The organism is Luteimonas abyssi (assembly GCF_001482195.1).
Classification (GTDB): domain Bacteria; phylum Pseudomonadota; class Gammaproteobacteria; order Xanthomonadales; family Xanthomonadaceae; genus Luteimonas; species Luteimonas abyssi.
In genome coordinates this window covers 1,268,302-1,282,872 of the sequence record NZ_KQ759763.1, presented here as the reverse complement: position 1 = coordinate 1,282,872, position 14,571 = coordinate 1,268,302, and the positions used below count along the sequence as shown (strand labels likewise).

Annotated in this window: 13 protein-coding genes; 5 read left to right on the top strand and 8 right to left on the bottom strand. The window is 70.0% G+C overall.

The features are described from left to right. Window positions 1-98: 98 nt before the first annotated feature. From RG19_RS05270 to RG19_RS05245, 6 genes are all read right to left on the bottom strand, one after another. Complete coding sequence (locus RG19_RS05270; protein ID WP_058834356.1) at window positions 99-860, bottom strand: OmpA family protein; 762 nt, start codon at window positions 858-860, stop codon at window positions 99-101. Between the two features lies 1 nt (window position 861). Further along, a complete protein-coding gene (gene tagF / locus RG19_RS05265; RefSeq protein ID WP_058834355.1) occupies window positions 862-1,848 on the bottom strand; it encodes a type VI secretion system-associated protein TagF in 987 nt (328 codons plus the stop codon). Continuing rightward, window positions 1,845-5,585, bottom strand: coding sequence for a type VI secretion system membrane subunit TssM (gene tssM / locus RG19_RS05260; protein ID WP_058834354.1), 3,741 nt, complete (start codon window positions 5,583-5,585; stop codon window positions 1,845-1,847). The genes tagF and tssM overlap by 4 nt, the downstream gene beginning before the upstream one ends. A 12-nt stretch (window positions 5,586-5,597) precedes the next feature. Beyond that, complete coding sequence (locus tag RG19_RS05255; protein WP_058834353.1) at window positions 5,598-7,025, bottom strand: hypothetical protein; 1,428 nt, start codon at window positions 7,023-7,025, stop codon at window positions 5,598-5,600. 72 nt (window positions 7,026-7,097) lie between these two features. After that, window positions 7,098-7,358 carry a PAAR domain-containing protein gene (locus RG19_RS05250; RefSeq protein WP_058834352.1) on the bottom strand — a complete coding sequence of 87 codons (261 nt, stop codon included), beginning with the start codon at window positions 7,356-7,358 and terminating at the stop codon, window positions 7,098-7,100. 165 nt (window positions 7,359-7,523) lie between these two features. Next, the gene (locus tag RG19_RS05245) at window positions 7,524-8,387 is read right to left on the bottom strand and encodes a M15 family metallopeptidase (RefSeq protein ID WP_058834351.1); all 864 of its coding nucleotides are present in this window, start codon (window positions 8,385-8,387) and stop codon (window positions 7,524-7,526) included. A 104-nt stretch (window positions 8,388-8,491) separates the two neighbouring features. Here RG19_RS05245 and RG19_RS05240 point away from each other — a divergent pair, with 104 nt between their 5' ends. The 5 genes from RG19_RS05240 to rnt all read left to right on the top strand — a co-directional run bounded on the left by RG19_RS05240 (window position 8,492) and on the right by rnt (window position 12,492). Next, window positions 8,492-9,373, top strand: a complete 882-nt coding sequence (locus RG19_RS05240; protein WP_157515164.1) for a hypothetical protein — start codon at window positions 8,492-8,494, stop codon at window positions 9,371-9,373. Window positions 9,374-9,501: 128 nt separating this feature from the next. Beyond that, entirely contained in the window at window positions 9,502-10,329 is an 828-nt protein-coding gene (locus RG19_RS05235; RefSeq protein WP_058834349.1) for an NRDE family protein, read from the top strand. Window positions 10,330-10,364: 35 nt separating this feature from the next. Then, window positions 10,365-11,135 carry an SDR family NAD(P)-dependent oxidoreductase gene (locus RG19_RS05230; protein ID WP_058834348.1) on the top strand — a complete coding sequence of 257 codons (771 nt, stop codon included), beginning with the start codon at window positions 10,365-10,367 and terminating at the stop codon, window positions 11,133-11,135. Window positions 11,136-11,226: 91 nt separating this feature from the next. Continuing rightward, a complete protein-coding gene (yeiP, locus tag RG19_RS05225) occupies window positions 11,227-11,793 on the top strand; it encodes an elongation factor P-like protein YeiP (protein ID WP_058834347.1) in 567 nt (188 codons plus the stop codon). Between the two features lie 9 nt (window positions 11,794-11,802). Continuing rightward, window positions 11,803-12,492, top strand: a complete 690-nt coding sequence (gene rnt / locus RG19_RS05220; protein WP_082672488.1) for a ribonuclease T — start codon at window positions 11,803-11,805, stop codon at window positions 12,490-12,492. A gap of 82 nt (window positions 12,493-12,574) precedes the next feature. On the opposite strand, the gene RG19_RS05215 is transcribed toward rnt, so the two are convergent. Both RG19_RS05215 and RG19_RS05210 read right to left on the bottom strand, forming a co-directional pair. Beyond that, window positions 12,575-13,894 (bottom strand): sensor histidine kinase, encoded by a 1,320-nt coding sequence (locus RG19_RS05215; RefSeq protein WP_058834346.1) that lies wholly within the window; start codon window positions 13,892-13,894, stop codon window positions 12,575-12,577. Next, the gene (locus tag RG19_RS05210; RefSeq protein WP_058836424.1) at window positions 13,891-14,565 is read right to left on the bottom strand and encodes a response regulator transcription factor; all 675 of its coding nucleotides are present in this window, start codon (window positions 14,563-14,565) and stop codon (window positions 13,891-13,893) included. Before RG19_RS05210 ends, RG19_RS05215 begins: the two co-directional genes overlap by 4 nt. Window positions 14,566-14,571: the final 6 nt, after the last annotated feature.

Sequence of the window (14,571 nt, the reverse complement as noted above, 5' to 3'; positions counted from 1 at the left end):
CGACGCGACCCGCGCCGCCCCGTGACGACCGCCGCATCCCGTCGACACCTCCCCGCATGCCGATCGCTGCATGCGCGGCGGCCTCGGGGCGACCGCCGTCAGAGCACCCTGAACTGGATGCGCCGGTTGCGGGCACGGCCCTCGTCGGTGTCGTTGTCGGCGATCGGATCGTCCGGTCCCACGCCCAGCACGCTGAGGTTCTCGACCGCGATCTCCTGGCCGACCAGATAATCGCGCACCGCCAGCGCACGCGCCTGGCTCAGGGCGACGTTCGCCTGTCGCGCACCCACGTTGTCGGTATGTCCGACGATCTGCACGCGCGCATCGCCGATCTCGCGCAACCCCCCGGCCATCTCGTCGAGAATGCCCCGGCCGACCGCAGTCAACGTGGCGCTGCCGCTTTCGAACTCGATGATGCGATCGCCCAGCGTCGCATCCAGCAGGCCCTGTCCCGACCCGCCGGTGCCCAGGCTGTTGGTGACGGTATAGCGGCTGCTGCTGGCGAGGCTGAGCTCGCTGGCCACCTGCTGCCGCTGGGCCTCGTTGACCACGTCGCCGGTGATCCGCACGGCCTGGCCGTTGACTTCGAGCGCACCGCCGGACACCCGGCGCAAGCCCGGGCCGATCATGTTGGACACGTAATCGCCCCAGTTGGGCGGCGTGGGAATCGACTCGACCTGGATCCGGTCGACCACGCGCTCGGCGCCGTAGACCTCGCGCAGGCGGTCGAGGATCTGGGATTTGGTCGCTTGGTCGGGCACCACGCCTTCGGCGACGACCGGCGCGCCCACATCCTGCGCGGCCGCGCTGGCGGCGAACAGGGCGGCGAGCCACAGCGTGCGGAACGTCATCGTGCGCATGTCAGGTTCCCATGAAGGTTTCGCCGAACAGCTTGCGCGCGGTCTTCAGCGAGAGATCGTGGCGATCGAGATAGCTCGCCAGCTTGTTGAGCGCGTAATCGCCGGGCAGGTAGTCGTCCACCCAGTCGGCCTGGCTGCCCCGGATCAGGTACTCCTGCGCGACGGCCGGATCGAGCACCGAACCCAGCACCTGCTCCTCGGCACCGTTGAAGCCCAGGATCAGGCGCGGGGCGTCCTCGTCCCGGATCAGCACCGCGATCTCGAAATCGCCACGGCCGATGAACCCGGACACCAGGTCCAGCCAGAACGACGCCACCAGCGGCCGATGCAGCGAATCGCGCGGCAGCGGCAACTCGAGTCCCTTGTCGATGCTCACGCCGCCGCCGGTCAGCAGCGGCTGCAGCAGCAGCCCCAGCGCGGGCAGCATACGCCGCAGCGATACTTCGGGGTGTCCGGACTCGCGCAGGCGCGTCTCCAGCGAACCCACGGTTTCCATTTCCAGGAAGTCGTCGAACGGCGCCTGGTAGGCACCGGCTTCGATCGCGAGATCGTAGCGGGCCTCGCCCAGCGCACGCAGGGCGTCCTCGGGCGCGTCGGCCGCGGCGACCGCGTCGCCCGACAGCCGCGACAGGCCGGACCACACGCGCGACAGCGCCAGCGGGCTGCGGGCCAGGAACGGCAGCGGCTGGGCGACCTCGATCCGGACCGCCGACAGCAGCGGGAAGCGACGCGACGACGCATCGTGGCTGGGGCGGAAATGACCGCACACCACCAGCCGGCTGCGCGAGCCCAGGAAGGCGTAGGCCACACCCGGGGTCGCGTCGTAGAGGCGCTTCCAGTCGGGGTTGCGGCTGAGCAGTTCGATGCTGCCACCGGCCCAGCGATCGAGCAGCGCCATCAGCTGATGATTGTCGGCGGTGCGTACGAAATCGCCGCGCCCGGGAATCTTGCCGAAGTAACTGACCGGGGCACTCACCGTCTGCGTCATGCGCCCTCCTCCGTGGCTGCGCCCGGCGCCGCGGTCGCGGACGGGCTGGGTGTGGCGTTGTCGTCGCCGGCGACCGTGGACGGCAGCTGCAGCCCGCGTTGCCACTCGCCGCTGCCACCGCTGGTGGCACCCGCGCGCCGGGTGATACGCATCTCCATGGTGATCGAGACGCCTTCCGCGCTCCAGGTCACCGTGCTGCTGTCGGCGCGGCTCTCCACGCGCGCGGCTTCCATCAAACGGACGAAGCCGTTGCTGCCCGGGGCTTCCACCAGCCGCAGGGTCCGCCCGTCGCTGGTCACGACCGACAAGGTGGCACCGGGCACGGCGCCGGCATTCGGCCACTGGAACGTGGTCCAGGTGGGCGGCGTGTTGCGATAACGCATGGTCTGCCCGTCGATCTCCAGGGTGTACTCCACCGCACCGATCGCGGGCGACGGCTGGATCTGGAAGATCGTGGTCTCCTGCCCGCCCGCACCGGCGGCGCTGCCGCTCACCCAGTCGCCGTAACCGCTGACCAGGTCGGGCGACAGGGTGATGCCCATCCCGGCCCAGCGACGCGGTTCGAGCAAGCTGCCGCGCTGGATCACCAGGGTGCCCAGCGCTTCCTTGTTGAAGCTCGCCACCGCACCGCTGTTGCCGAAGATCGCGGCGATGTCGGTCTGCGCGGCATCGACGTCGGCGCCCTGGTCGAACGGGAACTGGCGTGCGATGCCGTCGCGGAAGGGGCGATAGACCTGTGCGGTCCAGACCTTGTTGATCTCGGCCTCGGTGGGAGCCACCAGCGCCGCGAAGGTTTCGGTCAACGGCCGCAACAGCAGCGGGCGCAGGGCATTGCGCTGGGTCTCGTCGAGGCCGTTGAGCATCTGCTCGTCGACCAGCGCCAGCGCCGCATTGAGTTCCGACCCTTCGTTGCCCAGGGTGTCCTGCATCAGCCGACGGGTGCCCGGCCCCGGCTCGCCCTCGTTGCTGATGGCGTTGAGCCGGCTGCGCAACTTGGCCAGGGTCTGGAAGTAGCTGTCGATCAGCGCCGGACCATCACCGGTGCTGACCAGGCGCGCGAAGCCCTCGAAGGTCTTGCCGATCGGCCCCATCGGCGCCTGTTCGGGGCGACCGGTGTCGGGGTTGATCTGCGTGGGCATCGACGGCGAGCGGCGCAGGATCACACGCTGGAACCAGGCGACGAAGCCGCCTCTGGCGCCGCCCTGGGTCGCACGCAGCGCCGCCGGGTTGTCCCAGATGGTCTGCTCGTTGACCGCCTCGAGGAGCGTGCGCAGCGGCGAATTCTGCGGATCGCCCAAGGCGTTCATCCGGCGTACGGCGGCCTCGAAGTCCTCGAACCGGTTGACGCTCACGCCCTGCAGGAAGGTCTGCCACTCCTGTGCGTACTCCTGCTTGTACATCGCCGCCAGTTGCCGCGAGATGTGCTCGGGGCTGCCGGCCAGCGAGAGATCGCTCTGCTCGGTGGTGTCGAGCACCCAGTCGGTGGTGCTGAGCTGGCTGCCGGCGGCCTCGTTGAAGGCGGCCTGGATGTAATCCTCCCAGGCCCTGCGCGAGAACGCGCCGGAAATCGCATAGCTGCCGGCGATGGTGTCGCGGTTGCGGTCCTCGCCGATCAGGCCGGCCACCGTGATGGTCGGAAAACGCGTCGCCGCGCGCGCCTTGATCTGGGCGAACACGCGCTCCAGCGCCGGCTGGCCCTTCATCACCTGGCGCAGCGTCTCGCGGCTGTCGGACACCAGCGAGACGCGGGTCTCGATCTGCGGCCAGGCGGGGTCGTCGGCGCGCACCACGTAGAACGTGAGCAGTTTCTCCGCCGCACGCGCCATCTCTTCGCGCGACATCTGGCCGCGATTGGCTTCCAGCCAGCCGCGCCAGAAGCGGGTGAGCTGATGCGACAGGTGCGCCTGCTCGACCCGATCGCGATTGCCCAGCATCAGGTAGGTACGCAGCGCGTTGTAGGCGTCGTTGGCGTCGTCGGGCGAGGCCTCCTGGTACAGCGTCGCCTCCTGTGCGGTTTCGCTGGCGCCTTCGGCCTGCTGGACATCGTCGCGCCGTACGACCTCGCCCAGGAAGTCTTCCAGGCGCGCAGTGGTCGGCACCAGCATCACCTGGCGCATGCCGTGGAAATACTCGTCGAGCAGCTTGCGCTCGATGAGCTCGCCCTGCGACATGCCCAGTCGGGTGAGCGGGTTGCGGGTCTGGCGATGCCGCGCGAGCTGCTCCAGGCGGTCCTGCAGCAGGGTCAGGGCCTCGATCCGCGATTGCAGATCGACGCGGTTCTCCTGCACCCGCACCGCCTGCTCGAGATCGCGTGAGGCGTTCTCCACCAACTGGCGATGCGTCGTGTACGACCAGGCCCAGGTGCCCAGCACCAGAGCCAACACCGCGATCGAGCCGAAGAACACCGCATACCGCAACCGCGTGCGGTGCGGGCTCGAATACTGCTGGACCAGGTCGCGATCGGCGAAGATGACCTTGCGGAACAGGTCCTTCAGGAAGTGCGCGGAATGCCCGCTGGTCGACGGCTCGGCCACGGCGCTGCCGTCGGTCCGCAGGCCGAACTCCCGACCCACCCGCTCCGACGCGTAATGGACCGAGTGGCCTTCCTGCAGCGCACTGGTGAAGTAGAAGCCGCGGAACACCGGCTTGAACTGGTAGGGGTTGTCCTCGAACAGGGTGGCGATGAACGTGCGCAGTGCCGGCTTGATGCCCGCGAACTCCAGCGGCAGCGTCAGCAGCCCCGGCGACACCTGGCCGCCGCGCTGCATCGCCATGTGGGTCAGGCTCATCTCCTTGAGCCCTTCGGCGAGCTCGTCGAAATGGCTGTCGAACGCGTTCAGCGCATCCGACTCGGCCTTGGGCTCGAACGGCAGGGTCGCACCCCACACGTTCTCGCGCTCCGACGGATCCAGGCTGCGGAAGAACTCGGTGAAACCGGCGATGAGATCCGCCTTGGTGAACACCACGTACACCGGTGCGAACACTTCCAGCCGCTCAGTGATCTCCTGCACGCGCTGACGCAGGTTCTTGGCGAGTTCGATCGCGAACTCGGGCTTGCTGCCCGACAGCTCCGCGATGCTGGCCGCGATCAGGATGCCGTTGAGCGGCGCGCGCGGGCGGTTCTTCTTCAGCAGGTCGAGGAAGGTCAGCCATTCCAGGCGGTCCTCGACGCTGACCGAGTAACGGCCCGCGGTGTCGAGCACGATGCCCTCGGTGGTGAAGTACCAGTCGCAGTTGCGGGTGCCGCCGATGCCCTGGATGACATTGCCGCGGCTGTCGCCGAACGGGAACTTCAGGCCGGAGTTGAGGATTGCCGAGCTCTTGCCCGCCGCCGGGTTGCCGATGATCACGTACCACGGCAATTCGTACAGCGCCGCCTTGCCTTTGAGCACGCCGATGCGCGAGGACTTGATCGCCGACACCGCCTCCATCATCCGGGTGCGCAGCGCCTCGGTATCGGCCTTCGCGGCCGGCCGCGCGTGCTCGACCGCGCGGTCGGCATCGTCGGCGACCATCTGGTCGATCCCCTTCGCCGCACGTCGCGCGCGCAGGCGGCGCACCAGCCAGACCAGCAGCCAGATCAGCAGGCCGAGGACCAGCACCGCCAGCACCCACACGCCGATGGTGCGCAGGCCGTCGGCACCGAACATGGCGATGGCCGCGGCCGAAACGATCGCGACCGCGGCCAGGACGCGGTAATCGGTGAGGTAGTAGCGGAATCTGCTGAAGAAGTACATCTGGAGGATCCGTCAGGCGGCGGCCGGAGATTCGGCGCCGGATTGCGAAGGAGAAGCCGCGTGGTCTGGCGTCGGCGGCGGGACCACGGCCACGGCATGGCGCAGCCGCTCGTCGGCGACCGACAGCGCCAGCACGGGCGCCGAGGTCGCGGCGACGTGCGCGGTCGCCAGCGCCAGCAGGCCGATCGGCGCGACGATGCCGAGTCCGCCGTTGGGCACGCCCAGCGACGGGCACTGCGTGGCGGTGTCGAGTTCCGGACAGGCGATCGATGCGGCCGAGGTCGCCTCGATGGACGCGGCGGGCCGGTGATCGGCATCGCTGAGCACGCACGTCACCGCGTCGGCGCTCACATCGGCACGTCGCAATGCGCCGCTCATGAGATCGGCAGTCGCACGCGCGGCGGCCCGCAACGACGCCAGCGAAGTCTCCTCGCGCAACGGCCGGTGCAGTGCGGCCACGGCCGGAATCCCGCCGGTCGCCGGCGCGAGCAATACGCCCGCCGCGCCTTCGGCCAGCACCGCGCCGTCCTCGCGCCGCGCGGACATCAGGCCGCTACCGGCCTCGATCGCGCGCAACCTGCGTTCGTCGAGCTGGGAGTCCGCGGTCAGGACGAGATGCCAGCGGTCCCGACGGCCGACCTCGCCTTCGGTCAGGCGTTCGAAATGGCGCCAGACGTCGACGGCGGCGGACACCGCCACCGCCTCGACACGCACCTGCTCCGGCGCCAGGCCGCACTCGCCGGCCCGCTCGGCCAGCAGTGCGGCACACCCGTCGCGCACGGCGGTCGGCCAGGTCGCAGGGACCAGGACCTGGACGTCGATGCGTTCGCGCGCCTGCGGCGTCTGCCGGTGGTGCATGCCCGCGACCACCCGGCTGGCGACGTCCGGCGCCGCCGGCAGCGCGGCCAGCGCCTCGAGAAAGAGTTCTTCGGCCGTGGTGTCGAGCAGCGCGAACGCGCGCGCGACATCCGTGCCGACACGAGCGGCCGGTGCGTAATGCGCCAGAAGCGCCTCGCCCTGGGTCACATCGAGATCCTGGATCCAGGCCGCGAACACCGGCAAGCCGTCGCGGTCGCGCAGCACCGGATGCAGCCCCGGACGCTCCGGGTGGGTCAGGGCCTCCAGCGCCGCGGCGGGATCGGTGCCCGATGCCAGTCGAACGGCACCCGCCAGCACCGCGAACGGCGGTGGCTGCGGACCTTCGCCGATGTTCGCGTCGACCGACGCCGGGGCCGCAGCCTGGGGCGTGGGCGCATCCCGGCGCGCTGCACGCGCGCGCCGGATCAGCACGATGGTGCCCAGGATCGCCAGCGGCAACGCGCCCAGGACCAGGACCATCTGCAGGCCGCCCGGCGCCACATCGCGGATCCGCCAGAACGCGATCGCCGCACCCCAGATGCAGGCGAACACCACGAACACAACCAGAACGGCCCGCATCATGCGGCCATATCCTGCTTCCCCGGTCCCTGCCGTACCGCCCACCCCGCGTACTGCTTCATCCGACGTCCCCGATCAATCGATGAACGCGCCGGACTGGCTCGACAGCAACGTTCCACCACACGCGGTCTTGTCCCCATGCCGCGCCACCGGCTGGCCGTCCACGAGCAGCGTGGCATCGCCCGAGACGATCGTGGTCGGGCCATGACGCTCGCAGACGACCCGATCGCCGACGCGCGCGATCTGCTTGCCACCGATGTCGCTGGTCGGTGCGCCCGCCACCACGCTTCCCCCGTGGTCGATGCGGTCGCCTGTAACGATGATTGGACGCGACATCGCGTGGTCTCCCTATGTATGCCGCTCCTCTGAAGACCGCGGCGAGTCCGGTCGCCAAGATAGCAGGACTCCAAGCCGCTTCGCACCTCTTGCGTCGCATCCGGCAACGCCACCAGGCACCGGGCCCGCCCGGCGGCGTTGCCGCTCTACTCTGGGACGCGCGTCTCAGCCCCCGCGCTGGCGGGCGTTGCGGGCCTCGCGACACCGTTGCGTGGCCTCGACATGGACGAAATCCTTGATCCGCGTCCAGCGCCCGCCCCAGGTCAGCCCCGCCTGCTCGGCCAGCTCGCCATAGAGGAAGTAGGCCCGATGCGTCCACGGATCCTCCATGTTCCATTGCAGCTTGCCGTCGCGCATGGGCGCACTGTCGAGCGCGAGCCCGTACTGGTGACAGCTGGCCCAGGCACCGGCCAGCGTGGCGCGCCCTTCGCTGGCCAGTTCGGCCTGGCGCTCCGGCGACCGGTAGCCTTCCACCAGCACCATCTGGATCCCGTATTGCTGCCGCATGACCTGGTAGATCGCCAGCACGCGCTGCTGCAGGTCGGGATCGACATTGTCCCAGCGACGGTCCGCGGTCACGATCTCAGGCCGTTCCTCCAGGATCTCCCGGGTGGTGAACACCGCCGGTGGCGGCGCGGGCGGCGGCACCAGCCGCTCGCCGCGCAGCAGCGACGCCACCATGCTGCGCGATTCACCGAGGTCGTCGCCCTGGAAGCCGGGCAGCACCACCTGCTGGCGGAATCCCAGGATCAGCAACGGAGGTAGCAGCAACAGACCCGCCGTGGCCAGCAGGACCCAGCGGCGATTGCGAACGAACGCCACGAATCCATTGCCGCCCGATGCCGCGGCGCGACTGCCCGCATCGACCCCGCGGGCCACCCGCCGACCGAGATTCTGCCCGCGCCGCGAGGCCTGCCCGCCGAGCCGCGCGAGCCAGCTCGCCACGGCGTCGCGGCCCGACGGGAACATCAACAGCCAGGTCGCGATGCACGCCAGCAGGAAGAAAATCGCGAGAAGCAACAGGATCATCGGCGGTCTCTCCGGCTCACGCGCCGTTGACGCGCCGCGGTCGCGGCATAGAATGCGGACGATGGAATGAAGCCGGCCAACGCCGGACAAGCGCAGGATTGCCCTTGAATACTGGCGAATCGACTCGTCCCAGCCTGGTCGGCGGGAATGGACACGGCCCGGCGTCCGGCGGCGGCCGCATCCTGGCCGACATGGAGCAGCGTGCGCCGGAACGTCCGCGTGCGCCCAAGCGCGCGCCTGCCGCTCCGACGTCGCAGCGCAGGGTGCTGCTGTGGTGCGCCGGTCTCATCGTCCTTGTCCTCCTGCTCCTGGCGGTGTTCCGCGCCTGGCAGGGCGCACCGCTCGATCGGGCGCAGACTTTCGACGATCGCCCCCTGCCGACGCAAGCCTCGCCTGCCCCGGCGATCGATGACGCCGCGCCCGATGTCGCCCGGATCGTCGATGCGCCCATCGCCGGTGCCGGCGACGATCCGTTCCGGCGTCTCGGTGCGGCTTCGGCGACCGCCACCGACCCCGGCCCGGACGCAACGGCCGCGGCTGCGGCAGCCGGTGCCCCGGTCGCGGTGGCTCCGGCCGCACGCCGGCCCGCGGTCGCGCGCCGCGCCACCGGCGCCACCGCCGCAGCGCCCGCCGCCGAGGACGGCGCGGCGGTGGACAGTGGCCTGTTCAATACGCTGATGCGGATCATCCATCCGGACGGCAGCACGGCCGCCGCCGGCGACCAGCACGAATCCATGGATTCCCTGGTAGCGCAGATCCGCGACGACGACGCGCGCACCCGCGACCAGACACGCGCCCGGCTGGAGAGCCTGGGCGGACCACAGCAAACGGCCGCCGCCCGGGAGCCTCGCGGTGCCGCACGCATCCGCGAGCAGGTCGAACAGGCCCTGGCCGCATGCCCCCGGGCCAACACGCCGGCGGGGATCGCCTGCCGCGACCGCATCTGCACCCCGCACGCGGGCAAACTCGCCGTCTGCCCACGCTGAGGTCTGGGTGTCGCCCCGTCCCGCGCCGGTGCACACGCGCCCCCGCCCGGACGAATGAAGAGGTTCGCCGTCGTCCTTCTGCCACACTCGCGGGGCCCGTTTCCGGTTCGCCCGCCCCGCATGCCGCCATGTGCCTGATCGCCCTCGCCTATCGCCAGCATCCGCGCTGGCCCCTGGTGCTGATCGCCAATCGCGACGAGGCGCACGATCGCCCCGCCACGCCCGCGGAGCCCGACCCGGAGGCTGACGACGTCTACGGTGGACGCGACCTGGTCGCGGGCGGTGGCTGGCTGCAGGTATCGAACCGCGGACGCCTCGCCGCGGTCACCAATGTCCGCCGTGGCCTGATGCCCGAGCAGGCCCCGCGTTCGCGCGGCTGGCTGGTCCGCGATTTCGTCCGTGGACACGAGGATGCGGCCGGGTTCACCGACCGCCTGCAGGCAGAGGCGCGCGACTACGGCCGCTTCAACCTGCTGGCCTGGGACGGCGAGGCGTTGTGCTTCGCCGGCAACGCGCCCGAGCCGACATCGATGCCGGTCGCACCGGGATGGCATGCCATGTCCAACGGCGCGTTCGATGCCGCCTGGCCGAAGAGCACCCACGCCACCCAGGCCTTGCGCACCTGGCTGGCACAGGACCTCGCCGCCGACCCCGGCGTCGAGGCCCTCGACGCGGACCGGCTGGCCCCGCTGTTCGAGGCGTTGGCCGATGCGACACCCGCACCCGACCACGCCCTGCCCGACACCGGCGTGGGCGTGGCGCTGGAACGCCGCCTGTCCCCCGCGTTCATCCGCGACGCCGCTTACGGCACCCGTTGCAGCAGCGTGGTGCTGGCCGGCCCTTGCGCGATCGTGTTCGCCGAGCGCCGCTTCGGCCCGGAAGGACGCCCGCTGGGGCGCAGCCATGTCGTTCTGCAACGAACCGCCGTCCCCACCCCGGGAGAGGCGGCCGGGTAGAATTGCGGTCTTTACGCAACGCAGCAGGAGCGCCCATGCAGCTTTCCGACATCCGCGCCATCGTGACCGGAGGCGTCTCCGGGCTCGGCCTGGCGGTCGCCGAGCATCTGGTCGCCCAGGGCGGCAAGGTCGCCCTGTTCGACGTCAACGACACCAAGGGCGCCGACGCGGTCGCGCGGCTCGGCGAAGACAAGGCGCGCTACTTCCGCACCGACGTCACCGACGAGGCCGGCGTCGCGACGAACGTCGCGGCCGCGCGCGATGCCCTCGACGGCCTCAATGCCTGCATCAACTGCGCGGGCATTCTCGGTGCGGGCCGCGTGCTCGGCCGCGACGGCGCGATGGCGCTGCAGCACTTCTCGTCCACGGTGATGGTCAATCTGGTCGGCAGCTTCAATGTCGCCAAGGCCGTTGCGGCGGTGATGCAGCACAACGATCCGGGCCAGGACGGCGAGCGCGGCGTCATCGTCAATACCGCGTCGGTGGCCGCTTACGAAGGCCAGATCGGCCAGGCCGCTTACTCCGCCTCCAAGGCCGGCGTGGTCGGCATGACCCTGCCCATGGCGCGCGAGTTCGCCCGCTTCGGTATCCGCGTCAACACGATCGCTCCCGGCATCTTCTGGACCCCGATGGTGGACGGCATGCCCGAGGACGTGCAGACCGCGCTGTCGGCCTCGATCCCGTTCCCGTCGCGTCTCGGCCAGCCGGCCGAGTTCGCCGATCTGGTCGCCTACATTCTGGGCAGCCCCTACCTCAACGGCGAGACCATCCGCCTCGATGGCGCGGTGCGCCTGGCCCCGAAGTAAGCCGACACTGCATTCTCCACATCCATCCGATTCCACCCTCCCAGGCGGCCCTCGATTAGTCGCTGCGGACCACGAGCGAACCATCCACATCATGAAAGCCAGCGACATCAAGAAGGGCAACGTCGTCGAGCACGCCGGCGGCGTCTACCAGATCCGCGACATCGACCGCAGCTCGCCGCAGGGCCGGGGCGGCAACGTCCGCTTCCGCTTCACCATGTACAGCGTACCCGGCGGCAACAAGCTCGATGCCAGCTTCGACTCCGACGACCAGTTGTCCGAGGTCGAGCTGCTGCGTCGACAGGCGAGCTTCTCGTACATGGACGGCGATGCGTTCGTGTTCCTGGACGACGAGGACTACACCTCCTATCCGCTGGATGCCGACGTCGTCGGCGATGCCTCGGGCTACATCACCGAAGGCCTGGGCGGCTGCCACGTGCAGTTGATCGACGATCAGCCGGTCGGCCTGCAATTGCCGCAGACCATCGCTCTGGAGGTCGTCGACACGCCGCCGGAGCTCAAGGGCGGCACCGCGACCAAGCGTCCGAAGCCCGCGCGCCTGTCCACCGGCCTGGAAATCCAGGTGCCCGAGTACATCACCAATGGGGAGCGCGTGCTGGTCAACACGACCACCGGCGAGTTCTCCGGCCGCGCGGACTGATCGCCTCGTATGCAGACTTCCGATCCCTCGGACCTCCCCGGCGCCGCCCTGTCCGCCGCGGACGCTCCGGAGCGCGACGTCTCGACGCCGAGTCTCCTGGCGAAGCGGTTCCGCGGCTACCTGCCGGTGGTCGTGGACGTTGAAACCGGCGGCTTCGACTGGAACCGCCACGCGCTGCTGGAGATCGCGGTCGTCCCGCTGGATCTCGACGCCGCCGGCAAGCTGATCCTCGGCGACACCTCGTGCGCGCACGTCGTCCCCGCGCCCGGCACCGACATCGATCCGAAATCGCTGGAAGTGACCGGTATCGATCTCGACCACCCGTTCCGGCTGGCCAAGGAAGAACGCGAGGCGCTCAACCACGTGTTCGGCCCGGTGCGCAACGCCGTGAAGAAACACGGCTGCCAGCGCGCCATCCTGGTCGGCCACAACGCGCACTTCGACCTCAACTTCCTCAACGCCGCCGTGGCCCGCAGCGGCCACAAACGCAACCCGTTCCATCCCTTCAGCGTCTTCGACACCGTCACCCTGGCCGGCGTGGCCTACGGCCAGACGGTACTCGCGCGTGCCGTCCAGGCCGCCGGATTCGACTGGAACCAGGACGAGGCCCACTCCGCCGTCTACGACGCGGAACAGACCGCACGGCTGTTCTGCAACATCGTCAACGCATGGCCAGGCCCGGCGGGGCCGTCGGCCTGAGCCGTAGCGGCCGTACCCCGGACGCACGAACGGTGCCGACCTCCTGCTGAACGTCGCGCCGGACCCCATCCGCCGACGGCGGTCACCTGCCCATCGATGTCGCCGGCGACGGCGGGAGCAGACGGATACCGGCCACCGTGCGCCCTGCCTGTGTCCCGATTCGCAGGTCGACCCCGTATCGCTCGCACAGCCTGCGCACGATGGCGAGACCGAGACCGTGTCCCGCGCTGCCCTCGCCCCGGACGTGCGGCTGGAAATCCGCCTCCTGCACGCCCCCGCCGGGATTGACGATGCGCAAGCGACCGTCGTCGACATCGATGCGGACGACGCCGTCGTCCGTATGCGCGAAGGCGTTGCCGACCAGGTTCGCGAGCAGGATGTGCACCGCCGCCTCGGGCGCAGCGATCCGCGCATCCGGCGACACGGCGATGTCGACCTCGACCGGCTTCCCCTCCAGCAGCGACGACTGCTCGACGATCACCCGCTCCAGCACCGGCAGCACCGCCGTTCGTTCGTCCGACCCTACTCCGGCCGCACGGTCTTCGCGTGCCAGTGCCAGCAACGTCGCGACCGTCTGTTCGAGCTGCCGGGCCGAGTGCAGCACATGCTCGACCTGCGTCCGACCTACCACCGACAGATGCGGCTCCCGCGCGAGCAGTTCGGCGGCGCTGCGGATGACCGTCAGCGGGGTGCGCAATTCGTGACTCGCATCGCGAGTGAACTCCCGCTCCCGCAGCACGAACGCTTCGACACGCGCCACCATGCGGTCCAGGGCCCGCGCCAGCACCCCCGCCTCGTCGTCGGGGAAGTCGTCGGCCAGACCGCGCGGCAACGCGTCCGCGTCGGAGGCATCGACCCGTACGGCCAACCGCGACAACGGCGTCGCGATCCGGTGCGCCAGCCAGGCACCGAGCAACAGCGCCAATCCGATCATTGCCGCACCGGACCAGCCGAGCAGTGCGATCAACGCGCCGCGACGCGGGCGCACCACGAGCTGGTCGCTGACTTCCGCCACCAGCCATGCGCCCGACAGCGCAGTGGCCGGCAGCGAACCCTGGGACGGAAATTCGAGCGCACGAAGATGGAAGTGACGCCCCTCGTCCCCGGCGAACTCGGTTCTGCCCGGCTCGGCGACGAGGCGGGCATGAATGCCGTCCGGCAGCGCCGTGACGTGCTCGACCAGGGACATGCCCGCAGCGCGCGGTTCGCCCCAGTGTCCGGACTCGCGGTACTGCTCGAGCAGGATGCCGGCCTCCTGTTCGAGCAGTGCATCGAAGAACAGGTCCTCGACGCTGTAGGCGAAGACGAACACGTACAGCCCGAACACCAGCGTCACCAGCGTGGTGAAACCGGCGAAGGCCAACATGATGCGCCGATGCAGCCATCGCTTCGGCGCACTCACGCGTCGGCCTCCAGACGAAAGCCCACCCCGTGGACGGTGCGCACCATCGGTACCGCGAACGGCCGGTCGAGCGCCTGCCGCAGCAGGTAGAGGTGCGAGCGCAACGGGTCCGACGCCGGCGCGTCCTCGCCCCAGAGACGCCGGTTGAGTTCGCTGCGGGTCAAGGTCCGTGGCGACGCCTCGGCCAGCGCCAGCAGCAGACGCAGCGCGGTGGGGTGCAGCTCCAGCCGATGTCCGTCGCGCACGACGTCGCCGCTGCGGCGATTGATGTGCAGACTGCCGATACGCAGCACGTGCGAATCCCCCAAGCGATGGCGTCGGGACAGGGCGGTACAGCGCGCCAGCAGCTCGTCCCCGGAAAAAGGCTTGGTCAGGTAATCGTCGGCCCCTGTCGCGAAACCGGCCAGCTTGTCGTCGATCCCATCGCGTGCGGTGAGCATCAGGACGGGCACGTGGCGATCGGCCTCGGCGCGCAGGCGCGCGCAGACCCGGAGGCCGTCCAGCCCTGGCAGGCCGAGATCGAGCACCAGCACGTCGGGCGGGTCGGCCAGAGCCAGTTGCAGGCCGCTGCGCCCGTCCGCCGCCAGCCCGACACGATGCCCCCTCGCCTCCAGCAGCGTCCGCAACTGGTCGCGCAGCGCCGGATTGTCCTCCACCACCAGCACGTGCAGGGCATC

What these genes read in the sequence shown, in the direction of transcription:
- RG19_RS05270 (WP_058834356.1), bottom strand. Translation starts at nt 860, where the DNA reads ATGCGCACGATGACGTTCCGCACGCTGTGGCTCGCCGCCCTGTTCGCC.
- tagF (WP_058834355.1), bottom strand. Translation starts at nt 1,848, where the DNA reads ATGACGCAGACGGTGAGTGCCCCGGTCAGTTACTTCGGCAAGATTCCC.
- tssM (WP_058834354.1), bottom strand. Translation starts at nt 5,585, where the DNA reads ATGTACTTCTTCAGCAGATTCCGCTACTACCTCACCGATTACCGCGTC.
- RG19_RS05255 (WP_058834353.1), bottom strand. Translation starts at nt 7,025, where the DNA reads ATGATGCGGGCCGTTCTGGTTGTGTTCGTGGTGTTCGCCTGCATCTGG.
- RG19_RS05250 (WP_058834352.1), bottom strand. Translation starts at nt 7,358, where the DNA reads ATGTCGCGTCCAATCATCGTTACAGGCGACCGCATCGACCACGGGGGA.
- RG19_RS05245 (WP_058834351.1), bottom strand. Translation starts at nt 8,387, where the DNA reads ATGATCCTGTTGCTTCTCGCGATTTTCTTCCTGCTGGCGTGCATCGCG.
- RG19_RS05235 (WP_058834349.1), top strand. Translation starts at nt 9,502, where the DNA reads ATGTGCCTGATCGCCCTCGCCTATCGCCAGCATCCGCGCTGGCCCCTG.
- RG19_RS05230 (WP_058834348.1), top strand. Translation starts at nt 10,365, where the DNA reads ATGCAGCTTTCCGACATCCGCGCCATCGTGACCGGAGGCGTCTCCGGG.
- yeiP (WP_058834347.1), top strand. Translation starts at nt 11,227, where the DNA reads ATGAAAGCCAGCGACATCAAGAAGGGCAACGTCGTCGAGCACGCCGGC.
- rnt (WP_082672488.1), top strand. Translation starts at nt 11,803, where the DNA reads ATGCAGACTTCCGATCCCTCGGACCTCCCCGGCGCCGCCCTGTCCGCC.